Origin of the sequence: Clostridium sp., assembly GCF_026168755.1 — a bacterium.
Lineage (GTDB): Bacteria > Bacillota > Clostridia > Clostridiales > Clostridiaceae > Clostridium.
In genome coordinates this window covers 12,811-35,097 of the sequence record NZ_JAPFDR010000025.1, presented here as the reverse complement: position 1 = coordinate 35,097, position 22,287 = coordinate 12,811, and the positions used below count along the sequence as shown (strand labels likewise).

Here is a 22,287-nt window from a genome sequence, read left to right as displayed (position 1 = left end):
ATTATTTATACTAATAAAATTGCTAAATATATTTATTTAATACTAGGAATTATTAATTTAACTATTATTATATTGTTTTTTATATAATACATTAATTCACTATTATTTTCTTCTGCTAGCTTATTGCATATATATAATCCTAATCCTGAACTTGTTATTCCTTCTTTTTCAAGAATAATATCATTAGTATGTTTTACAAAAGCTTCTAATAAATTATTTTTTATATTTTCTGGTATTTCATAAATTTCATTTGATATTTCAAATATACTTTTTTCTGATTCTTCATAAACATTAACTATTACTTCTTTTCCTGCTGTATATTTAATAGCGTTATCTAAAAGATTTATTATTATAGTACTAATTTCTTCTTTATTACAATTTACCATTGTATTATTAATATTAGCTTTCAAATAGAGATTTGACTTTATAAATCTCATCTTCATATCAGCTATTTTTTTATTAATAAGACCCCCAAAATCAAACTCCTCTTTATCTATATTTCTCTTTACTTTTCCCCGTGATATTTCTAAAATATTTTTAACAAGGGAATTTAATTTATTACTTTCCTTAAGAATTCTCTCTAATGCTCTTTCTCTAAATTCCTCTTCTATTTCTGAAATATCATTATCTATTAATAATTGAGTATATCCACTAATAGCTGTAATAGGCGTTTTAAGTTCATGTGTTGCATTATTAAAAAACTCCCTACTTTTATTTTGCTCCTTTATAATAATTTCCATTTGATATTTAATTTCATTTTTCATAAAGTTAAATTTGTCAGCTAATATAGCTACCTCATCTTTTGTTTCTATTTTAATATCTCCTTCATCTTTTCCAATTGCAAAGTTCTCAATTGCATTAGATAGATTATTAATTGGTTTTGTAAACTTATTAATTATACTCCATAATGCCATTACTAATATTAATAGTATTATAGATTGTCCTATAAATATAGAACAACTAATTTTATAGTTTTCATTATATTCTTTAGTGTAATCTTTTTGTATAACTATATTTCCATAATAACTTTCATCAATATATATTGGATAATTAAATGTTGCAATATATAATTTACTATCTTTATTTAAATTTAATAATGATTTTCTACTATTACTTTCCTCTAAAATTTCTATTATTTTATCTTCTCGTATGAGACTCCCCCTACTACTCATCACATTATTATCTTTATAAGCTATAGCTATATAATCACCAAATATATCATATAAATTACTTACAATAATATTATCTTCTTCATTAGATGAACCGCTTGTCATTGCAATATTTCTAGCCATAAACTGTATTGTCTTCATATACCCTTGAATTGAACTTTCTAATTTCTTATTTATTGTTATATAAATAAAAACACTTAAAATTATATTTAATATTCCAACTATAATTATTGACCATAAAGTTACCTTTCCTCTTATAGTTTTAAACACTTTTTTCACCTCATTACATATCCAACCCCAAAAACTGTTTCTATTAAAGTACTATTTTTCTCTTCACCTAATCTAGCTCTTACTCTTCTAATATGAACATCAACAGTTCTTACATCACCTTCATATTCATCTCCCCATACCTTATCAAGTAATTCTTCTCTTGAAAATACTATATTTTTATTTATATATAAAAAACTTAATAAATCAAATTCCTTCTTCTTTAGCTCTATTTCAACTCCATCCTTATACACTTTTCTATCATTTAAATTTATAAATAACCCCTTATCTAATATTTCCTGGGAAATATTAGACATAATATTATTGCTTTTGCTAAGTCTTCTAAAAATACTTTTTATCCTTGCTGTTACTTCTCTAATTTCAAAAGGTTTTGTTATATAATCATCGGCTCCTATTTCTATACCCAGAATCTTATCTATAACATCATCTCTTGCTGTCAACATTATTACAAAAGTCTTATCACAAATTTCTCTACACACTTGAAATCCATCTTTGTCAGGTAACATAATATCTAAAAGCACTAAATCTGGATTAAAGCTCTCTACCATCTCTATCGCATCTTGCCCCCTATATACACCTCTAACATCATATCCTTCTTTTCTTAATGCAAATGTTAATATATCATTTATTGATATTTCATCTTCTACAACTAAAATTCTTTGCCTTTCCATGTCTCCCCCAAATTTTTCACATTTTCTATTCTATATCTAAATTATACAAAACATATCTATAAGTAACTATATTCTCATCTTTCCAAGTTCCATATTGAACAAACATATTTTTTTCATCATCATCAAATACAACTTTTATTGGACCCTCTTCAAACTCATAGATATACTCTACTTTATTTTCATGAACCTTTCCTAAAAATATCCTACTTTTCTCTTCTCCCGCTTCATGATTAACAGTTATTACATATTTGCTTGAATTAGATTGCATTAAAAAGTTAGTTTCATTATTCTTCTGTATTACATTAATTTCCTTGCTACTTAAATCAAGTAACATAGTCTCTTCTTCCGTCATAATAAACTCATCTTCACTACCATCAGGTTTAAATGACCCTATAAGTAAACTGTCTCCTATTATTTTACTCTTCCATGCAGCAGTTATCTTATCACCTAAGTCAAATTTATATATTAAATCTAAACTATAAGTGTCATCATTAATATTTATTTCATAAACTTCATCTTCATTGCTTCCACCTATAGCATAAATTTTATTATTTTCTTTTGAATACATCAAATTGCTTAAAATAGGAAAATCTCCATTAAACTTTCCATCAAAAGTTATTACTTTATTATTTTCATAATCATATAAAACAATAATTGAATCTACACTTTTAAATTTTGTTAAATCCCACTTACCATATACAGTCCTATATGAAAAGTCTTTATCATCTTCTACTTCATATACAAAATTTGTTATTTGCCTATAAATATAATTATAATTTCCTTTTACAAGATAATATTGATCACTCTTCATAGAGCGTTCATTTCCATAATATTTTTTATCTATATAGTCTTTAGCATAATTATTATTTACTTTATTATTGCTTTCTTCTGCTACTACTCTTATACCTTCTGTATCACTAGTAAAATCAATTTTAACTTCTGGTATACTTTTCTCTTCCCCTGTTACTACATCTTTAAAAGTTTCATTGTTCCAATTATATATTCTTCTTTCATTATAATTCATGTTTGAAAATATTTCTTCATTAGTCAACTTATTTAGTTTCACCAAATTATCCTCTTTAGAATAATATGCACTATATCCTTCTACATCACCCTCTGAACTTTTTGCAGTATTTATCAAAATTCCATATATCTTACCATCTTGAAAAAATCCTGGTTCAAACTTAAATCCCTCATCTATCTCAATATTAATTTCTTCACTTGTTATCTTACTTGAATTTTCTATCTCCTCCATATAAACATCTTCATTCATAGTTATAGTCTTATCCCCTATACTACAGCTAGGTAAAATAGATGTAATTATACATACTGATATCCCAAATAATATTCTTTTATTTGTATTAAGCATTTAGTACCACCCCTTATTAGTTTACAAATATATAATACATCTAAGTTTTTACATATTTTAATTAACTTATTGCCAAATTGTTACCTAACAAAAAACTTTAAATTTTTTTACATAAAAAGAACACCTTTCTGAACTATTTTCTGATAAGTATCCATCAAATAGTTCACTTCAGTGTTCTAATCTAAATTATTATTAACTTTTCATTATATTAAAGAAGTTATTAACTACTAACTATAGTAATCTACTTCCCTCTTTATCTTGAGTAAGCTTTCCAGCCTTCATAAGCCCACCTAAAGCCATCTTAAAGTAATTCTTACTAGTTCCAAAAGTCGCTTTTATATCTTCTGGATTAGACTTATCATTAAACTCCATAAATCCACCATTTTTTCTCATATAAGTTACAATTTTTTCTTGAAGTTCATCTCTTTCATTTAATCTAGTCTTTCTTGGTGTTAATCCTATTACACCATCTTCATAAACCCTCTTAACTCTTAATTGCATTTCATATCCTGGATGAACCTCATTATAGTACTCATTTGGTAATACTAATCCCCTATATTTAGCATCAATTGCAACATTTAAAGTTCCTGAAGGAGTCTTTGAAAATACCATTGCAGTAACTTCATCTCCAACTTTAAATGTTCCTTCCTCAGCAACTTCAATATATGGCTCAACCTCTGTTGTAGCTGCAAGTCTTCCTGTCTTATCTACATATATATAAAATAAATATTTTTTTCCTGTATGTAATTTATATCTTTGCTCTTTTAATGGTACAAATATATCTCTATCTAATCCAAAATCAACAAATGCACCAAACTCACCTTGATGTACAACCTTTAAATAAGCAACATCACCAACTATAGCTAAAGGCTTCTTAAATGTAGCTATTGGTCTATCCTTTGAGTCTCTGTATATAAATACTTCAACCTCCTTACCAACTTCTACTCCCATTCCTTCCGCTAATGACTTAGGAAGTAAAACATCCTCTTTACTTTGTTTATCAACTAGATAAAATCCAAAGTCCTTTTCTCTATCTACTACTAAAGTATTATATTCTCCTATTCTTAACATACGTCCTCCTACTTTTTATATCTTTTACTTAAATTTACGTAATTATCTGCTGACTTCTTAATGTTTTTTATTTCATCATCAGTTAATTCTCTAACTACTTTTGCTGGATTTCCTAAAATAAGAACTCCATCTGGAAAACTCTTTCCCTGAGTCACTAAACTTCCTGCCCCTATAATAGTATTCTTTCCAATTTTAGCATTATTTAATATTATTGATCCCATTCCCACTAAAACATTATCTGAAATACTACATCCGTGAATTATAGCTCCATGACCTATAGTTACATTTTTACCAATAATACATGGAAAGTTAGTATCAACATGTACTACTGAATTTTCTTGAATATTAGTATTAGCACCAACTACTATTTTGTTCATATCAGCTCTAAGCCTGGTACCAAACCATATGTTTACATTATCCTCAATTTCAACTTTTCCTATTATATCAACGCTTTCTGAAATATATGTATTCTCATTTATTTTAGGTTTAAATCCCTCAAAATCCATAATCATATTTTTTAACTCCCTTATAACTTATATTCATCATGAAAGTTTCACTTTATTTTATCACCCTTTATAATTATTGTCATTATTTTAATGCCTTTAATACTATATATTAATAATGAATAATTTTAAGAGGCGAATTTGTGAGTAAAAGTAAGCGTAAAACCAGAGTAATCTTTGATCAGAATAAATTAAAATATTATTATGGTATTCCCCACTGTCATTCTAGCTATTCAACTGGTAAAGGTACTCCTTTAAACTTATATGAATTTGCTATAAAATGTGGTTTAAATTTTTTATTTGTAACTGATCACAATGATTTTCTTGCAAATAAAACTACTGTTAAAGATCGTACTTTAACAAAATGGGATGCAACAAATTATTTTTCCAATAAAATAAGAAAAAATGAAGATGACTTCTTACCTATTGTTGGCTTTGAATGTAGAACTATTCCCTTTGGTGATTTTAACATAATAAATCCTAGTAACTTTTTTACCGGTGCTATAAAAGATTTAAGATTATTAACTTTATGGATGATTAATAACCCTCAAGCTTTTATAATTATTAATCATCCTCATAAGGAAATTGGTAAAATTCAATATAATGAAATTTTTAATAAGATTATTACATCTATAGAAGTTTACAATGGTAATCCTGCAAGTAAATATACTAAACATGAAAAGTACTATTATCAATTACTAGATCAAGGCTGGAAATTAGGTGCTGTTAATGGGCAAGATAATCATAGAATTAATTTCGATCAATCTGATAATTTAACTGCATATATTGCAAATGATTTATCTAAGAATTCATTAATTGATGCCTTTAGAAATCATAGGACTTATTCAACTGAATCACGATTTTTAAAATTACATTTTACTATAGATGAAACATTTATGGGCGATACATTATCAATTTATTCTTCAAAAATAAAGTTTTCAATTTTTGCTGAAGATATAAGATATAAAATAAAAGAAATTCAAATAATATCAAATGGTGGTACAATTATAAAGAAAATTGAAGATATTAATTTAAGTAGTATTAAATATATATATGAACATCAAAGTTTAAAAACAGAAACTTGGTATGTTATTAGAATACTTCAAGATGAGAATAAAACTGCAGTAAGTTCTCCAATTTTTATTGTTCACTTAAATAATAACTATATTTAGAAATTATTCACTTAAAGTTACATAAAGAATACAACTTGAGTGAATAAAGTTGTTTAATAAAAAATAAAAAGCATTTAATTTTAATATTCCCTTTATAGAAAGTAATTTTAATAATAAAACTATTTCTATAAAGGGAAAAATTAAACACTTTATTTTTTATTGTTTTGATTATTATTTAAATGCTTTACTCTATTAGGCTTAGCCTTAGGTCTAATTTCAATTTTCTTTTCTTTCTTTTTAGGTCCACCAGTTGCTTGAATATCCAGGAACCATAAAAAGAATGTTACTGTTAATATAGTTAGTAAAAATGATACCCACCAAATATTTTCACCTAAAATAGCAGGCATAAATCCTTGTAAAATTAATGTTACTATAGATATACCAAGTGGTATATACTTATTAATTCTAACTTTTGAAAATACATACTTTCTTCCTAAGAACATTACTCCAAATACAATTGCTAATAGAACAATGAAATAAAGCAGCGTTGATAAAAAGCTTCCCATCAATAGCTCTCCTTCCTATATCTTTCTAATATATATATTACTTTCTATTTAACATATTTTCAACCCAGTTTTATTTTCATATTTTTATAAAACCTATTTTATGTTAAAAATTACTAATTTTCATATTATATCTCTTAAAAAATAATAATTCGATAATTTGGACTAGCATATATTTAAATTATTTGATAAAATGTATTAAAGATATTATAAATTTATTAAAGGGGTGTTATTATGGGTTCAAATCAAACCTATCAACTTGATGAATTAGATCTTCAAATTTTAGATATATTAATAAAAGATTGTAGAACTCCATATTTAGAAATTGCAAGACTTTGCCATGTTAGTGGGGGTACTATTCATGTTCGTATGAAAAAAATGGAGGAACTTGGAATAATTAAGGGAACTAAAATTCTTTTAAATCTTCCTAAATTAGGATATGATGTTTGTTGCTTTGTAGGAATATATATTGATAAAACTTCATCATTCTCAGATGTTTTTGAAGAAATGTCCAAAATTAAAGAAGTTGTTGAATTACATTTAACTACTGGTGATTATTCTGTATTTGCTAAAGTGATCTGTAAAAACATAAGTGATCTTCAAGATATACTATTAAACAAAATAAATGTTATTTCCGGAATTCAAAGAACTGACACTATTATATCTTTAAATCAACCTATTGATAGAAATATTTCAATTTAATTTTTAAATATATTTTCGCATGAATATAAATTTCTCTTTTGGAAAAAATAACTATGTTATTAAAACTAAAGGAGTTGTTTTTATGAAGGTAATTGACACCATAGTACTTATACTTATTATAATTGGAGCTATAAATTGGGGCCTATTAGGCTTTTTTCAATTCGATCTTGTTGCTACAATCTTTGGTGATATGAGTACTTTTAGCAGAATCATTTATGCTATTATTGGTATTTGTGGTTTATATGCTATATCATTTTTTGCAAAAGATAGATTTTAAAATTAAGAAAGAGCTTTGCACATAAAAGTGCAAAGCTCTTTCTTATAACTCTTTAATAATATTAAATAACTCTATTGCAGCCTCTCTTGGCCCCTCTTGCTCTCTGCCTTTAACTCCAAGACATGTCTTGATTTGTCCAACTTTTACATTTGTGTTAAACATTGTCTTAAAATATCTATCTATCAATATATCAGTAGCTTCTTGCTTTTGTGCAGGTCCAAATGGATTTGCAAAGTAACTTTCAACTAATCCTTCTTCAGTAGTAGTTCCCTTTGCCATTCTTGGACCTGATTTAAATAATTTAATTGCATCTTCAGTATTATTAAAATATTCAATAGATTTATCACCTTTGTTTATATCAGTAAAATTATTAGCATATAAAAATAAATCTATTTTATAACCTTTTACTATTTGACTATATGGTGCTACAGGCATTACTAATCGTGCATTTATTTTATCTGGATTCATAAATATACTTCTATCTATTTCTCTAAATGCATATCCTTGCGCTAAATCGTCTAATCTAACAAAAGCACCTATTTCTGTACCATATCCATATATCTCTCCATTAATTTCTTTAAATGTACCCATATCATCAAAAATAATACTCATATTACTTATATATTCTTCACTTAATGTTCTAAAAGCTTCCAAGCTTTCAGATTTTCCTGCACCACTATCACCCATTATTACTACATTAGCTTCTTTTCCATTTTTCATTTGAACATTTACCATTGCACCATGTATAGGTAAACAACCTCTTTTTATCATTATTAAATTATGCAATGTTAATATCATCTTTTTCATATATCCAAAGTAATCTATCTCCTCTGAATAATTTATATATCCAAGCATTATATTGTTTTCTTCATCATCATAGAAAACTGTTTTTAACTCTTCTCCATCATTTATTCCAAATACATAAACAATATCAGGACGCCTTCCTCTACACTCTTCTCTCTTAGCCATTTCAAATAAATTACATAAAGTTATTCCATGATTCATAAAATCTCTATGGAAATATATATATGCTATTAACTCTCCAACTTTTGCAGGATAACAAAACCAATGCTCTTTATTTATATGTGCATACTTTAAAGGATTATTATTAACCTCTGAAAACATGCCATTTCTTGTATTTTTTTTAGGATATGTTATAAATGGTGGCTCTAGTAAAATACAATCTATAAAATTAATATCCTCTAGTGATTCATATCCTTTTGGAATTGGCCATAATAACTTATTTATCATTATACTACAATTTCCACCAGCTGTTATTTGTCTAAAAACTTGCGGAGTTCTACCTAATACATTTTGCTCTATTTTTCTATAGAACTTTAATATTAACTTTTCAAAAGCTGAATTTGCTTCTGTAAAATTCATGGCTGCTAATCCTTGACTAACTTTATCATTTTGAATAATAGTATATCTTTCTAATCTTCTCCAAAATAAATAAAAATCCTCTATTACATTAATAAACTCTTCTTTATTACTAAGAAGTTCACTATATCTTGGATTTAATTCAACAACCTCTTTTACATCTATTATAGTTAACCATTTAAAAATTTTCGTAATATCTTCTCTTAAACTTGTTATCTCGGTGGTATTTAACGATTTAATTAAATATCTATATGATAAAGTTCTCTTTTTTTCAGATTTCTTTAAATAAACACTTAAAACCCTTCTAAATCCTTCACTTTCTAATAAACTCTCAAAATTATTACAATACCTAGTTGAAAAATTCATTAATACTTTATCATTACTTATTGAAAACTCTTTTTTCATCCCCATCCTCCTAATATCATTTTATTTAACTTAGCTCTTACACGATATTTTATACAATTATAACATATTATACCAATAAATTCACTTAACTAACTTATTAAATATTTATAAACTTAAGATTTCTTTCCCTAATTCTAGGCAATAATCTAAGATATATATTCTTATTTAGGAGTCTTTAATTATGAATAAATTTAAACATAAAGGTTATAAAGGATTAAAAATAATACTTACTATTTCTGTAATTATTATTTCTATTTCTTTTTTAACTCAAAATAATAATGTTAATTCCCAAAACAAAATGATTGTTCACTATATAGATGTAGGTCAAGGAGATTGTATTTTAATTCAGGTTAATAATAAAAATTTACTTATAGATTCTGGTCCATCTAGTAATAGAAAAGATTTACTAGATTATTTAGAAAATTTAAATATAAAAAAACTTGATTATATTATTGCAACACATCCTCATGAAGATCATATTGGAAATATGGATACAATTATAAAAAGATATAATATTGGAAGTTTTTATTCGCCTAAAGTAATAACTTCATCTAATACCTTTGAGAGCATGATTAGTGCCTTAGTTGATAAAAACCTTAAAATAAGTGTTTTAAAGAATGGCGTTAAAGGAATTGATCTTGGAAAAAATGTAGAAATTCAAGTATTCTCTCCTCTAGAAAATATATCTAGTGATAATTTAAATGACTATTCTCCAATCATAAAAATAACTTTCGTTAATAACTCTTTTTTATTTACAGGAGATGCTGAAGTATCCACGGAAAATATAGTACTATCTCAAAATAATAATTTAATTTGTGATATTTTAAAAGTTGGACATCATGGATCTTCAACATCTACTTCTGAAGATTTTCTAATTTCAGCAAACCCATCTGTCGCAATAATATCTGTAGGTAAAAATAACACCTATGGTCATCCTACACCAGAAACTTTATCTCTTCTTAACTCTTATAATATTAAAACACTTAGAACAGATATTAATGGTACAATTATAGCTATTTCTGATGGAAAAAATATTAATATATCTACAGTTAAATAAAAAATCCTATAAATGATAGATGCTCCTAAATAATTAGGAGCATCTATCATTTAAGGATATTATCCTTAAAATAATATAAACTTAATCTACAATACAATCCTGATTTTTTTCAATTTTAGTTTCTTCTATTTCTTCTTTATCCTCTTCTATAATCTCATTGGAATTAATTTCTTCCTTATCAACCTCTATATCTTCTTTATCTATATTAATTTTTGTTTCTTCATCTTTACTTTTTATATAGTCTTTCCAAGTAATAAAAATCTTATATAAATTTACTACATCTTGCTCATTATATAATAATATTGTCTCTATTTTTTCTTTTGGCATTCTTTCGATGTATTCTTTATCTTTTAATACCTTATGAAATGTTTTAGCTAAATTAGAACCACTAATAACATCTCCTTCTCTATATATATTAAAAACCTTTTCTAAATTTTTAAGTCCTATAGATGTATTCATATTTCTTTCATATTCTTTTTGTATATCTAAAGATTTAAACTCTTTATCAAAATCAAAATAAATATTATATTTATTAAATAAGTATTTTATAACAGTAAAATCATTATTTCCTGAAAAAGTAACTATGACTTTCTTTCCCACCTTCTTCATTTTAGTAAAATATTTTTTTGCAAGTATTAGTATTTCAACTACTTCACTCTTATTTTCTATCATATATTGAGTTACATGTATTTTTTTATCATCTTTATTATATATACATGCTCCAAATACACCTATACATTTTGGTTTCTTATAAACATAATGTTCTAAATCAAAATATATAATGTCCTCTGGTTTACACTGCACCTCCTTCCCTTCTAACATCTTTTCAATATTATATTCCTCTACATCAACAAAATTTTCTCGAATAATCACATTATCACTCTTTCTTACATTATTTATCTCCTGTTTTATAATTTGTATATCTATATCTTTTTATTATACCATGTTATTAATACAGTGAATACCATTTATACTTCTTACTTTTTTCAAACATATAGTAAATTTGTTTTTAAATATGTTGTTTATATTGACCAAGCCTTCTTTTCTTGCTATCATATATTTGTAAGATTTTTTTGATAATGATTTTCAATTTGAGGTGATATAAATGTGCCTTTGTGATTTAAGGCTTGGCGAAAAAGCTAAAATACATGAAATAAAAGGAAATAATAAACTTACTAAAAGACTTTATGCTTTAGGTCTTATTCAGGGAACTGAAATAGAATTAAAAAGGGTTGCTCCTTTAGGTGATCCTTTAGTAGTAAACTTAAGAGGTTTTGATTTAGCTATACGTAAAAAGGATGCTAAAAATATTATTCTAATAGATTAATTACAAAAAGATAAAAATAAGGGGATGACGAAATGAAAAATGTAGCTTTGCTTGGTAATCCCAACGTTGGAAAAACTACACTTTTTAATAGCTTAACTGGCTCTAATCAAAGGGTTGGTAATTGGGCAGGTGTAACTGTAGATAAAAAAGAAGGCTTTTTTGATGATTTTAAAATAGTAGATTTACCTGGTATATATGCTATGGATACTTTTTCAAATGAAGAAAAAATATCAAAAGAGTTTTTAGAAAATGGACAAGTAGATTTAATATTAAATATTATCGATGCTTCTAATATTGATAGAAACTTATACTTAACTATGCAACTGAAGCAATTTAAAAAACCTATTATTTTAGCTGTTAATATGATAGATGTAGCTGAAAAAAAAGGTATAGATATCGATTATAAAAAATTAGAGAAACTTTTAAATGTAACTGTTGTTCCTATACAAGCATCTAAGGAGCAAGGTATAGATGATGTAAAAAAAGCTTTAAAAAATCTTCATACCAATAAAATAGATAATAATGATTATAATTTTTCAAGTGAAAAAGAAACTTATACTTACATAGAAAACTTATTAAGTCAATGTACTAAAAAAGATAATAAATCAACAAGGACTATAAAAGAAAAATTAGATAATATAATGCTAAATCCATGGCTTGCTTATCCTATTTTCTTTATAATTATGGCGTTAACATTCCAAGTAACCTTCTCTTGGATAGGACAACCGCTTTCAGACCTATTAGATTCATTATTAAATGACTCTTTAGTTCCTATAATTGAAAACTTAATTCAAGAAAGTTCCCCTTGGTTCCAATCATTAATTATAGATGGTATTATAGGTGGTGTTGGCGGAATATTAGTGTTGTTACCTATAATATTATCACTTTTTGCTTGTATAACTATTTTAGAAGATAGTGGATATATGGCGAGAGTAGCTTTTATAATGGATAAAATCATGAGAAAAATGGGGCTATCAGGAAAAGCATTTATTCCTATGATTGTTGGCTTTGGATGTTCTGTTCCTGCAATTATGACTGCAAGAACTTTAGAAAGTGAAAAAGATAGAAAACTTACTGCTTTATTGATTCCTTTAATGAGTTGTAATGCTAGATTACCTGTTTATAGTATATTTGCAGCTGTATTTTTCCCTAATAGTATCGGATTTGTTGTAGCTTCACTTTACTTCTTAGGTATATTATTAGCATTTATACTTGGTATAATCTTTAAGCATACAATATTTAAAAATGAAGAAGAACCTTTACTTATAGAATTGCCAGAATATAAATTGCCATCATTAAAAAATCTTTTAAATCAATTATATGAAAAAACTAAAGGATTTTTAGTAAAAGCTGGTACATTAATTTTTGCAATGAGTATAATTTTATGGTTCTTATCAAACTTTAATTTTTCTGGTATGACAGATGTTAACAATAGTATATTATCTTCTGTAGGTGGTTTTATTGCACCAATATTTAAACCTCTAGGGTTTGGTAACTGGCAAGCATCAGTTTCATTGTTAACAGGATTAATTGCTAAAGAAACTGTTGTTTCTTCGATGAGCGTAATCTTTGCAGGTGATTTACAGCTAATGCTACCACTTCATTTTACTACACTATCAGCAATATCATTTTTAGTATTTGTTTTGCTTTATACACCATGCATTACTGTTGTTGGTACTATGAAAAAGGAATTCGGATCAAAATTAACTTTATTTTCTGTAACTTACCAATTAATTTTAGCTTGGCTAGTTGCATTCTTAGTATTTAATATAGGTTCGTTATTTATTTAAATTTCAATCTTTACTTAAAAGAAGGTGAATTTATTTGGAAATTTTTATTACAGCTTTATTAGTTATAGCTGCTGGATATATATTATTTAAAAACATAAAAAAATCTTCAAAAGGTGATTGTAACTGTGGAAGTTGTTCATCTCACTGCTCGAAGTATAAAAAATAAGAACTGTGTTTAGTACAGTTCTTATTTTTTATATAATTAAATTATAACCTTATTCTTCTCTAAAAGTTTTCCATAGTATATTTTAATTGTTGCTGCTGTTGGAGATGCTAAAAGCATTCCTATAGGACCAAAGAAGCCCCCTCCTATTACAACTGCATAAATAATCCAAAATGGTCTAACCCCAACTTTATCTCCTATAAGCTTAGGATCTAAATACCAACCATCAAACATCTGCAATAAGAATAATGTTAAAAATACAATAATCCCTTTTGTAGGTGATACAAATACATTTATTAAAAGCCCTATAACTTCACCTACAAATGGCCCAAAATAAGGTATCATATTAGTTACACCAACTAATATAGATAATAATATTGTGTATTCAGACCCTACTATATTTAATAATATAAATGCTAATATCCCTATTATCATTGAATCAATTGCCTTTATACCTATATATGTTACTATCATAGAATTATATATTTTAATAAACTCAATTAATTTATCACTTTTCTCTTTCTTTAAAGTTAAATACATCATTCTTTTACATTCACGTAGTAATCTTTCTTTATCTATAAGAATATATATAGCTACTAATAATCCAATAATAAACTTAAAAATTATTGATGATAAGTTTACTACTTGAACTAACGAGCTTTCTAATGCACTAATAAGCATTTTCCCAGTTTTGTCTATATATGTATCAACATTTATTTTAGCGCTATTATTGTTTATAATACTACTAAATTCCTCTTGCTCTAAAACACCATTAACAACATCTTCAATAGAGTTTATGTAATTAGGTATATCTCTTCCTATTTCCTTTACATTTTCTATGAGTCCAGGTATTCCATACAATGCCCAAATAGTTATTCCTCCAATTAAAATAGCATAAGTTAAAGCTATAGATACTCCTCTTTTTAATTTTGCTTTCTCATCAAATAATTTAACAACTGGAGTTAAAACATATGCAATTACTATCCCATAAACAAAGGACATAGATAATGAGATAAATTTTTTAATTATATTAATAAATATTTCAATATTATCTATCAGCTTGAAAGCTAGCAGTGATACTACTATAGTAATTAATACAGCTACTATTAAACTGTTATATTTATTATTCTTTAGAAACACTAACTTTTCACCTCTCTTTTACTATCTCTTATTATATCAAAAACAGTGTAAATTATATATTAATATTTCCTTATATTTAACTAAATTTAATATAAACACTAGGTTTCTTCTACTACTTCAATTCCTATTAAAGCTAATGCATTTTTTATAACTTGACAAGTAGCCTCAACTAAAACTAATCTTGCCTTCATCAATTCTTTATCTTCCAAATTTAACAGTGAATGAACACTATTAAACTTATTAAATTTATCAGCAACTTCTATTATATATTTTGTCATTATTGACGGCTCTAAATTTTCTATAGAATTATGAATTGTAATAGGAAATCCTTCTAGGATTTTAACTAAATCTAACTCCTCTTTTGAATTTAACTTTTTAAAATTGGGAGCTATATCAATGTCTGCAGAGCTTTTTAATATCCCATTAGCTATAATATATAGCTTTTGTACATATAAATCAGTTTCGCCTTCAAATGAAAGAGTTTCCTTCAAATCAAATATTATATTTTTTTCTATTGAATTCTTTAAATAAGTGAATATTAATAATCCTACAGCTATCTTCTCTGCAATTTGTTTTTTATTTTCTAAGTTTGGATTCTTCTCATTTATTCTTTGTAAAATATTATCTATAGATTTATTTATTAAATCTTCTAAAATTACAACTTCACCTTTTCTTGTAAAATTTCTTCTATCCTTAAATTTGACTAATCCAAACCCAACATGTATACAATCCTTTGCCCATTTATACTCTAATAACTCTAAAACTTTAAATATTTGTTTAAAATATAATGTCTTAGGAGCTTCAGCAACATATATACATTTATAGAAATTATAGTTTTTTTTCCTATCAATAGCAGCAGCTAAATCCCTAGCTACATATCCTGTTTTTTCATCATCTTTTAAAATAATACATGGAGGCATATTATATTTATTAAGCATTACTACTTGTGCCCCATTACTTTGAGATAATAACTTCTTTTCTCTTAACTCATTAAATACATCTTCAATTTTATCATCATAAAATGATTCTCCTAAATATGAGTCAAATTTTATATTAAATACATCATAAATCTTTTTAAACTCTCTTAAGCTTAAATCTCTAAACTTATTCCATAAAGCTTCTACTTCATCCTCTTTATCCTTTAACTTTTTAAAATATAGTCTTCCTTCCTCCTCTAATGATAACTCTTTCTGTACCTCTTCATGAAACTTAACATATATTCTTAAAAGTTCTTCTATAACATCATTTTCTAAGGCTTCTTCATTTCCCCATCTTTTATATGCAGATATTAATTTACCAAATTTACTTCCCCAATCTCCTAAATAATTTAACCTTTCAACTTTATATCCTTCCTTTTCAAATAACTTATAAAGAGAGTTGCCTATTAAAGTACTAAATAAATCTCCTGATTGAAATTGTTTTCCTATATTAGGTGATGAATATTGAATACATATAGTCTTACCTTCTCCAATATTAGAGCTCCCATAATCATCCCCTTCTGATAATATTTTTTCTAAAGTGCTTTTTATAAACTCACTTTTATCAATAAAGAAATTTACATATGCTCCTAAACTTTCTACCTTTTCAAAGTTATCTTGATTTAACTTACTCTTTAGTTCCCTAGCAATTATATTAGGATCTCTTCTAAGGATTTTAGCTAATTGAAAACATGGAAATGCATAATCCCCCATCTCTGGCTGTGGTGGAATTTCTATTAATTTTTCTATTGCTTCCAACTCTATATCAACATTATTTTTAATAACTTCAGCAATTTCATTTTTGTAATTCATTATTTATTCCTCTATTTTTTATATTTTGCCTTAATAATAAAAAACGCATCTTTGAAAAACAATTAAATCTTAATTTAGATTTAAAGGTTTTATCCCTAGAAGGAGTATATAATAACTCAATCAGATAAGTAAAGGTGGCAAAATTAATTGCCACCTTTTAAAAAATTCCAAATATTAATCTTGCAAAAACCATAAATCCATTTAAAATAAGGCTAACTGGTATTGATAAAATAGTTCCACCAATAAATATAATTGCAATAAGTATTAAAAATTGATATTGATATATCTTATCTGACACCTTGTAAAATTTTTTGGGCCATAAATCTCTAAATATATCAAACCCGGCTAATCCTGGTAGAGGTAGTAAATTAAATACAAATAAACTTACATTTATTACTGCAATATACCTTACCATACTAATTAATATAAAAAATATTGTATCATCTGATAAAATATTAGGTGAAAATTTATATATAGCTACATATAATATTGTTCCTACAAAGCCCACTAATAAATTAGCTAATGGTGCTGCAACAGAAACCTTTATTGCATCTTTATATCCTCTCCTATATGCACTTGGATTAGTATTTAATGGTTTAGTCCATCCGAATCCAGCTATCAAAATCATTATAAAGCCAATTAAATCAACATGAGCTGATGGGTTTAAAGTTAATCTACCTTGAAACCTTGGTGTTTTATCTCCTAATTTATCTGCAACTAAAGCTTTTGCATAGCCTTGAACAGTAAAAGCTATTAATATAGCTGGTATTTTTAAAATAATTTCTAGTAATTCCATTCTAAACGAGCCCATTAATTTATCTCCTCCCTGTTGTTTATTTGATTATTATACCACATATTGTTATATAAAGTATTATATTAATAATAATTTAATAAAATAAAAGCGATGTGTTCATCGCTTTTATTTTATATTTATTCAATTAATTTTAGTTATTAGGTGTTGTATTTTGTGCTCCTGTATTTCCATTATCAGTGTTTTCTCCGGTATTTCCACCTGGCTTTTCTCCAGTATTTCCATCTGTATTTCCCCCGGTATTTCCATCTGTATTTCCCCCGGTATTTCCATCTGTATTTCCATCTGTACTTCCTCCGGTATTTTCATCTGTGCTTCCTCCGGTATTTTCATCTGTGCTTCCTCCGGTATTTTCATCTGTACTTCCTCCGGTATTTTCATCTGTACTTCCTCCAGCATTTTCATCTGTACTTCCTCCGGTATTTTGATCTGTACTTCCTCCAGTATTTTGATCTGTGCTTCCTCCAGTATTTTGATCTGTGCTTCCTCCTGTACTTTCATCCTTATTATCATCACTACTATCATTTTTAGATGGTGGAGTAACTATATCTTCACTATTATCTATATAATCTTCTGGATCAATATTATGTTTATTACTATAATCTTCTGAATCTGTCTTATAATTAGATATTGCTTCTTTCAATGAATTATAATCATATTCATCAGGGTTTGGAACTTTTCCCTCAAATATAAATTCATCTAAAAATTTAGCATTTTGCTCTACGTCCATTAAGAACACCCATCCTAAGTTTTTATATAATCCTCCATCAGTTAACTCTGGAATTGGTATTTGAAGTTGTTGAACATCCAAACTTGGGAATTTATATATAGTATATGCCATATTTAAAGCTTGTATTGGCTCAATATTAGTTTTTATATGATCTAACATACTGTTCATTATCCCTAAATATTTACTTGGCTTAGTTTCTTTTAATTTTTCTGCTACCTTTATTAAAACCTCCCTTTGTCTATCAGTTCTTGCATATTCATCTCCAACACCTTTTCTTATTCTTGCATAAGATAAAGCTTGTTTCCCATTTAAAACTTGTAATCCTGCTTCTTTAACTGGACAGTCATTTCCACCTGTAGATTCACCAATATACTTATTTAACTCCTCTAACATATACTCTTCTACATTTAATTCTAATCCATCCATTTGATCAATAATTGCTTCAAATCCCCAGAAATTAATAATTACATATTTGTCAAGGCTAATTCCATAAGTTTCTTTTATAGTTTCAATTAAAAGCTCTATTCCCCCATATGCTAATGCTGCATTTAATTTTCCTTCTCCATGACCTGGAATATTAACTAGTGTATCTCTAAATAATGAAGTTAATCTTATTTGTTTATTATTATTGTCTAATGTAGCAATAATAATAGAATCTGCTCTCGATGCTTCATCTAATGTTCTTGCATCCGTTCCTATTAATAGAACATTAGTTATTCCTTCAATTTCTTTATATTCAGTATCTGATATTGTTTCTGAGGGAGTTAATCCCGAATATATTTTGCTTCTAATAACCATATATCCAGTTACAATAGTACATATTAATAAAGCAAAAACAATAACTGTCGATACTATAACCTTCTTTTTAGTTGACCATCTTTTCTTTCTAGAATTTTTTTTTCTTTTTCCATTTGGTTCACTCATCTCTGTGCCATCCCTTCAAAAATATTAATTTTAATATTAAAAGTTAAGTATATGCATTATTATTTTAAATATAGTTTATGTAATTTACATTTTATAATTATAAATTAACACATATAATAATATCATATTTTACATGAAATTTTAATTTTTTAATAATATTTTTGTAATTTGTTAAAATTCTATCTAATTATTATAAATTTTCCACACAAAAATAGTTATTTTCCCTTTATTTTATTATTTTATTAAACAAAGAAACTCATTTTTATATATTTTCTCCTTTAAAAGAAAACATCTTTTTTATAATATTGGATATAATATAAATAAATTATGTATATATTTTAACTTATATTTTAATAAATAAAATAAAATTTATTATTTACTTATATTATTTAAAGTATTATTATAAATATTGTTCAAAATTTAGATAATCGATGGAGGTCTTTTTATGAATATAAGTATTATTGGAATGCCTCTTTTTTATGGTTGTGATAAACCTGGAGTAGAAAAGGGACCTGAAGAATTAAGAAAAAACAACCTTATAGATATTTTTCAAGAAAATCATACTGTTAGTGATTTAGGAGATATTGAAGTTGAAAAAGTAAATGCTGAAGATAAGTTCTTAAGCAATTCAAAATTAAAATATTTAGATCAAGTTGTTGCGGCAAATAACAGGTTAGCTGCTAAGGTTTTAAGTGCATTAGAAAATAACACCTTACCTCTTACTGTTGGTGGTGACCACTCATTAGCTTTAGGATCAATTGCTGGTGCTAGTAAATTTTTAGGAAATGATTTAGCTGTAATTTGGATTGATGCTCATGGAGATATAAATACTGATGAGACCTCACCATCTGGAAATATTCATGGAATGCCTTTAGCTGCATCAATGGGCATTGGATATGATAAATTAACTTCTATTTTCTTTGATAACTTTAAAATAAAACCAGAAAATGTTTTTATTTTAGCTTGTCGTGATTTAGATGCTGGTGAAATAGCTTTAATAGATAAATTAAATATTAATGTTTGGACAAATAAAGATATAAATGATAAGGGAACTACTGTAGTTATTAATGAACTATTATCATTAATAAAAGAAAAGAATATAAAAAATATTCACCTTTCCTATGATATAGATTGTTTAGATCCAGAGTATGTTCCTGGTACTGGAACTCCAGTTAATAATGGATTATCTTATAATGAAAGCAAAGTATTACTTGAATCCATTTTAGGTACAAGCTTGGTAAAATCTATGGATTTTGTAGAATATAATCCTGATTTAGATAAAAATAATAGAACTAAGGAAACTTGCATAGAATTATTAAAACTTATATCTAAAAAATTAAAGTAAAAATGTCACCTTTATATAGATGTTATATAAGGGTGATTTTTTATTATTAATTTGTTTATTAACATAAGTTATGATATCATAAAATGAATAAATTAAAATTTTGGAGGTAAAGATGAAATTATTATTTTTCGATACTGAAACAACTAGCGTACGTCCTGGCCACATATGCCAGTTAAGTTATATAACGGTAGATACATCTACAAAACCACAAACAACTATAGGTAAAAACTTTTTCTTTACAGTTGATGAAATGGATCCTGCAGCTCAAGAAGTTCATGGTTTTTCTCTTGAAAAACTTTATGAATTATCTGATGGATTAGAATTTCTAGAACAAATCCAAGATTTTATGAGTGATTTTTTTGATGCAGATTTTGTTATTGGTCATAATGTTCAATTTGATGTTAAGTTTTTAAAACATGAAGTTAATTCGCTATATGAAGCTGGAATGATAGATGCAACTTGGGAACCAAAAAGAACATTCTGTACTATGGCATATTATAAAAATATATGTAAAATCCCTTCACCAAATGGTAATGGAATTAAAAATCCAAAGCTTTCTGAAACAATAGAATATTTAGGAATTACTGATGATGCTATTGCAAAAAAAGCTGATGAATTATTCCAAGGTAGTGGGAATTATCATGATGCTAGATTTGATACCGCTGCTGTTTATCTTTTAGTCATTGAAGGTATGAAGAAAAAATTAATAAAACCTGGATTTTTTTCAAGCCAACTTTAATTTAAATTAATAAAAAAATAGTAGCAAACTCTTTATAAAGTTTACTACTATTTTTTATTTTATAAATTAAGTAATTTATATAACTCTTTACATTTTTCTTTATCCATTGCAGGAACACCCTCTAGTCTATACTTTATTCCCATGTTATCGTATTTATTTACTCCAAGTAAATGATATGGAAGTAATTCTACTTTTTCAACATTATTTAAAGATTTAATAAATTCTCCTAATGAAGTTATATACTCTTCACTATCAGTCATTCCTGGAACAACAACTTGTCTTATCCAGATTTTTGTATTGCACTTCTTACATGCTTCTAAGAATTTTAAGCTTTCATCTATTTTTATTGCTGTCATTTCCTTATATCCTTCTGGTGTAAGATGCTTAACATCAAAAAGAACTAAATCTGTATACTTTAATATTTCTTCATAATTTCCAAATCCCACTCCAGATGTATCTAATGTAGTATGTATTCCCTTTTCTTTACAAAGTCTTAAACATTCTTTTAAGAACTCTGGTTGTCTTAATGGATCTCCACCTGAAAAAGTAACTCCACCTCCAGATCTTTCAAAATAACTTCTAAATCTCGCAATCTTATTTGCTAGTTCCTCAGGAGTAAATTCTAATGTTTCTTCCCCTTTATCACTCCATGTATCTGGATTATGACAGTATTGACATCTTAATGCACATCCTTGCATAAATACTACAACTCTAATACCTGGTCCATCTACTAATCCCATTGTCTCTATTGAATGTACTGTTCCCTTTAACATTGCTTCTCCTCCATCTTATCTTATAAGTTTATGTTAAATATTCTTTAGCTTTATCAATTTTTTTCTTCATAACATTATTTTTATTTTCCCCAACAGACATTATTATACACCTTAACTTTAAATTTGTTAATACTTTCATATAACTATTATGACTAGATAATAATTATTATTTAAATTAATATTATTTT

At 26.3% G+C, this 22,287-nt stretch carries 22 protein-coding genes; 9 read left to right on the top strand and 13 right to left on the bottom strand.

The window, feature by feature from the left end; translation table 11 throughout:
• Positions 1-32: 32 nt before the first annotated feature.
• The 5 genes from Q0Y03_RS10060 to Q0Y03_RS10040 form a co-directional block, all read right to left on the bottom strand.
• A complete protein-coding gene (locus Q0Y03_RS10060; RefSeq protein WP_297713692.1) occupies positions 33-1,439 on the bottom strand; it encodes a HAMP domain-containing sensor histidine kinase in 1,407 nt (468 codons plus the stop codon).
• A gap of 5 nt (positions 1,440-1,444) precedes the next feature.
• Entirely contained in the window at positions 1,445-2,128 is a 684-nt protein-coding gene (locus tag Q0Y03_RS10055) for a response regulator transcription factor (protein WP_297713691.1), read from the bottom strand.
• Between the two features lie 25 nt (positions 2,129-2,153).
• The gene (locus tag Q0Y03_RS10050; RefSeq protein WP_297713690.1) at positions 2,154-3,497 is read right to left on the bottom strand and encodes a hypothetical protein; all 1,344 of its coding nucleotides are present in this window, start codon (positions 3,495-3,497) and stop codon (positions 2,154-2,156) included.
• 231 nt (positions 3,498-3,728) lie between these two features.
• Positions 3,729-4,568, bottom strand: coding sequence for a S1-like domain-containing RNA-binding protein (locus Q0Y03_RS10045; RefSeq protein ID WP_297713689.1), 840 nt, complete (start codon positions 4,566-4,568; stop codon positions 3,729-3,731).
• 8 nt (positions 4,569-4,576) lie between these two features.
• Complete coding sequence (locus tag Q0Y03_RS10040) at positions 4,577-5,080, bottom strand: gamma carbonic anhydrase family protein (protein ID WP_297713688.1); 504 nt, start codon at positions 5,078-5,080, stop codon at positions 4,577-4,579.
• Between the two features lie 134 nt (positions 5,081-5,214).
• On the opposite strand from Q0Y03_RS10040, the gene Q0Y03_RS10035 reads away from it, so the two are divergent.
• Positions 5,215-6,243 carry a CehA/McbA family metallohydrolase gene (locus Q0Y03_RS10035; protein ID WP_297713687.1) on the top strand — a complete coding sequence of 343 codons (1,029 nt, stop codon included), beginning with the start codon at positions 5,215-5,217 and terminating at the stop codon, positions 6,241-6,243.
• Positions 6,244-6,392: 149 nt separating this feature from the next.
• Here the strand turns inward: Q0Y03_RS10035 and Q0Y03_RS10030 are convergent, their stop codons facing one another.
• Positions 6,393-6,749 (bottom strand): hypothetical protein, encoded by a 357-nt coding sequence (locus Q0Y03_RS10030; RefSeq protein ID WP_297713686.1) that lies wholly within the window; start codon positions 6,747-6,749, stop codon positions 6,393-6,395.
• Between the two features lie 231 nt (positions 6,750-6,980).
• Here Q0Y03_RS10030 and Q0Y03_RS10025 point away from each other — a divergent pair, with 231 nt between their 5' ends.
• Together Q0Y03_RS10025 and Q0Y03_RS10020 are read left to right on the top strand one after the other, a co-directional pair.
• On the top strand, positions 6,981-7,448 hold the full coding sequence (locus tag Q0Y03_RS10025) for an Lrp/AsnC ligand binding domain-containing protein (RefSeq protein ID WP_297713685.1): 468 nt from the start codon (positions 6,981-6,983) through the stop codon (positions 7,446-7,448).
• Positions 7,449-7,530: 82 nt separating this feature from the next.
• The gene (locus Q0Y03_RS10020) at positions 7,531-7,725 is read left to right on the top strand and encodes a DUF378 domain-containing protein (RefSeq protein ID WP_297713684.1); all 195 of its coding nucleotides are present in this window, start codon (positions 7,531-7,533) and stop codon (positions 7,723-7,725) included.
• Positions 7,726-7,767: 42 nt separating this feature from the next.
• On the opposite strand, the gene Q0Y03_RS10015 is transcribed toward Q0Y03_RS10020, so the two are convergent.
• The gene (locus tag Q0Y03_RS10015) at positions 7,768-9,510 is read right to left on the bottom strand and encodes a phosphoenolpyruvate carboxykinase (protein ID WP_297713683.1); all 1,743 of its coding nucleotides are present in this window, start codon (positions 9,508-9,510) and stop codon (positions 7,768-7,770) included.
• Between the two features lie 181 nt (positions 9,511-9,691).
• Between Q0Y03_RS10015 and Q0Y03_RS10010 the strand changes: the two genes are divergently transcribed.
• Positions 9,692-10,567, top strand: coding sequence for a ComEC/Rec2 family competence protein (locus tag Q0Y03_RS10010; protein WP_297713682.1), 876 nt, complete (start codon positions 9,692-9,694; stop codon positions 10,565-10,567).
• 81 nt (positions 10,568-10,648) lie between these two features.
• On the opposite strand, the gene Q0Y03_RS10005 is transcribed toward Q0Y03_RS10010, so the two are convergent.
• Positions 10,649-11,440, bottom strand: a complete 792-nt coding sequence (locus Q0Y03_RS10005; RefSeq protein ID WP_297713681.1) for a ribonuclease H-like domain-containing protein — start codon at positions 11,438-11,440, stop codon at positions 10,649-10,651.
• 232 nt (positions 11,441-11,672) lie between these two features.
• Here Q0Y03_RS10005 and Q0Y03_RS10000 point away from each other — a divergent pair, with 232 nt between their 5' ends.
• From Q0Y03_RS10000 to Q0Y03_RS09990, 3 genes are read left to right on the top strand one after another with little or no spacing between them, the layout of a single operon-like run.
• Positions 11,673-11,894, top strand: a complete 222-nt coding sequence (locus Q0Y03_RS10000; protein ID WP_297713680.1) for a ferrous iron transport protein A — start codon at positions 11,673-11,675, stop codon at positions 11,892-11,894.
• Between the two features lie 32 nt (positions 11,895-11,926).
• On the top strand, positions 11,927-13,684 hold the full coding sequence (gene feoB, locus Q0Y03_RS09995; protein WP_297713679.1) for a ferrous iron transport protein B: 1,758 nt from the start codon (positions 11,927-11,929) through the stop codon (positions 13,682-13,684).
• A 34-nt stretch (positions 13,685-13,718) separates the two neighbouring features.
• Entirely contained in the window at positions 13,719-13,850 is a 132-nt protein-coding gene (locus Q0Y03_RS09990; protein ID WP_363318736.1) for a FeoB-associated Cys-rich membrane protein, read from the top strand.
• Positions 13,851-13,886: 36 nt separating this feature from the next.
• Here the strand turns inward: Q0Y03_RS09990 and Q0Y03_RS09985 are convergent, their stop codons facing one another.
• The 4 genes from Q0Y03_RS09985 to Q0Y03_RS09970 form a co-directional block, all read right to left on the bottom strand.
• On the bottom strand, positions 13,887-14,987 hold the full coding sequence (locus Q0Y03_RS09985; RefSeq protein ID WP_297713678.1) for an AI-2E family transporter: 1,101 nt from the start codon (positions 14,985-14,987) through the stop codon (positions 13,887-13,889).
• A 98-nt stretch (positions 14,988-15,085) separates the two neighbouring features.
• Entirely contained in the window at positions 15,086-16,777 is a 1,692-nt protein-coding gene (gene argS, locus Q0Y03_RS09980) for an arginine--tRNA ligase (RefSeq protein ID WP_297713677.1), read from the bottom strand.
• 157 nt (positions 16,778-16,934) lie between these two features.
• Positions 16,935-17,588, bottom strand: coding sequence for a site-2 protease family protein (locus Q0Y03_RS09975; RefSeq protein ID WP_297713676.1), 654 nt, complete (start codon positions 17,586-17,588; stop codon positions 16,935-16,937).
• Between the two features lie 133 nt (positions 17,589-17,721).
• On the bottom strand, positions 17,722-19,242 hold the full coding sequence (locus Q0Y03_RS09970) for an LCP family protein (protein WP_297713674.1): 1,521 nt from the start codon (positions 19,240-19,242) through the stop codon (positions 17,722-17,724).
• Between the two features lie 445 nt (positions 19,243-19,687).
• On the opposite strand from Q0Y03_RS09970, the gene rocF reads away from it, so the two are divergent.
• Positions 19,688-20,587 carry an arginase gene (gene rocF / locus Q0Y03_RS09965; RefSeq protein ID WP_297713673.1) on the top strand — a complete coding sequence of 300 codons (900 nt, stop codon included), beginning with the start codon at positions 19,688-19,690 and terminating at the stop codon, positions 20,585-20,587.
• A 112-nt stretch (positions 20,588-20,699) separates the two neighbouring features.
• A complete protein-coding gene (locus Q0Y03_RS09960; RefSeq protein WP_195467066.1) occupies positions 20,700-21,326 on the top strand; it encodes a 3'-5' exonuclease in 627 nt (208 codons plus the stop codon).
• 59 nt (positions 21,327-21,385) lie between these two features.
• On the opposite strand, the gene pflA is transcribed toward Q0Y03_RS09960, so the two are convergent.
• Entirely contained in the window at positions 21,386-22,099 is a 714-nt protein-coding gene (gene pflA, locus Q0Y03_RS09955; protein WP_297713672.1) for a pyruvate formate-lyase-activating protein, read from the bottom strand.
• Between the last annotated feature and the right edge of the window lie 188 nt (positions 22,100-22,287).

What these genes read in the sequence shown, in the direction of transcription:
- Q0Y03_RS10055 (WP_297713691.1), bottom strand. Translation starts at nt 2,128, where the DNA reads ATGGAAAGGCAAAGAATTTTAGTTGTAGAAGATGAAATATCAATAAAT.
- Q0Y03_RS10050 (WP_297713690.1), bottom strand. Translation starts at nt 3,497, where the DNA reads ATGCTTAATACAAATAAAAGAATATTATTTGGGATATCAGTATGTATA.
- Q0Y03_RS10045 (WP_297713689.1), bottom strand. Translation starts at nt 4,568, where the DNA reads ATGTTAAGAATAGGAGAATATAATACTTTAGTAGTAGATAGAGAAAAG.
- Q0Y03_RS10040 (WP_297713688.1), bottom strand. Translation starts at nt 5,080, where the DNA reads ATGATTATGGATTTTGAGGGATTTAAACCTAAAATAAATGAGAATACA.
- Q0Y03_RS10030 (WP_297713686.1), bottom strand. Translation starts at nt 6,749, where the DNA reads ATGGGAAGCTTTTTATCAACGCTGCTTTATTTCATTGTTCTATTAGCA.
- Q0Y03_RS10025 (WP_297713685.1), top strand. Translation starts at nt 6,981, where the DNA reads ATGGGTTCAAATCAAACCTATCAACTTGATGAATTAGATCTTCAAATT.
- Q0Y03_RS10020 (WP_297713684.1), top strand. Translation starts at nt 7,531, where the DNA reads ATGAAGGTAATTGACACCATAGTACTTATACTTATTATAATTGGAGCT.
- Q0Y03_RS10015 (WP_297713683.1), bottom strand. Translation starts at nt 9,510, where the DNA reads ATGAAAAAAGAGTTTTCAATAAGTAATGATAAAGTATTAATGAATTTT.
- Q0Y03_RS10010 (WP_297713682.1), top strand. Translation starts at nt 9,692, where the DNA reads ATGAATAAATTTAAACATAAAGGTTATAAAGGATTAAAAATAATACTT.
- Q0Y03_RS10000 (WP_297713680.1), top strand. Translation starts at nt 11,673, where the DNA reads ATGTGCCTTTGTGATTTAAGGCTTGGCGAAAAAGCTAAAATACATGAA.
- feoB (WP_297713679.1), top strand. Translation starts at nt 11,927, where the DNA reads ATGAAAAATGTAGCTTTGCTTGGTAATCCCAACGTTGGAAAAACTACA.
- argS (WP_297713677.1), bottom strand. Translation starts at nt 16,777, where the DNA reads ATGAATTACAAAAATGAAATTGCTGAAGTTATTAAAAATAATGTTGAT.
- Q0Y03_RS09975 (WP_297713676.1), bottom strand. Translation starts at nt 17,588, where the DNA reads ATGGGCTCGTTTAGAATGGAATTACTAGAAATTATTTTAAAAATACCA.
- Q0Y03_RS09970 (WP_297713674.1), bottom strand. Translation starts at nt 19,242, where the DNA reads ATGAGTGAACCAAATGGAAAAAGAAAAAAAAATTCTAGAAAGAAAAGA.
- rocF (WP_297713673.1), top strand. Translation starts at nt 19,688, where the DNA reads ATGAATATAAGTATTATTGGAATGCCTCTTTTTTATGGTTGTGATAAA.
- Q0Y03_RS09960 (WP_195467066.1), top strand. Translation starts at nt 20,700, where the DNA reads ATGAAATTATTATTTTTCGATACTGAAACAACTAGCGTACGTCCTGGC.
- pflA (WP_297713672.1), bottom strand. Translation starts at nt 22,099, where the DNA reads ATGTTAAAGGGAACAGTACATTCAATAGAGACAATGGGATTAGTAGAT.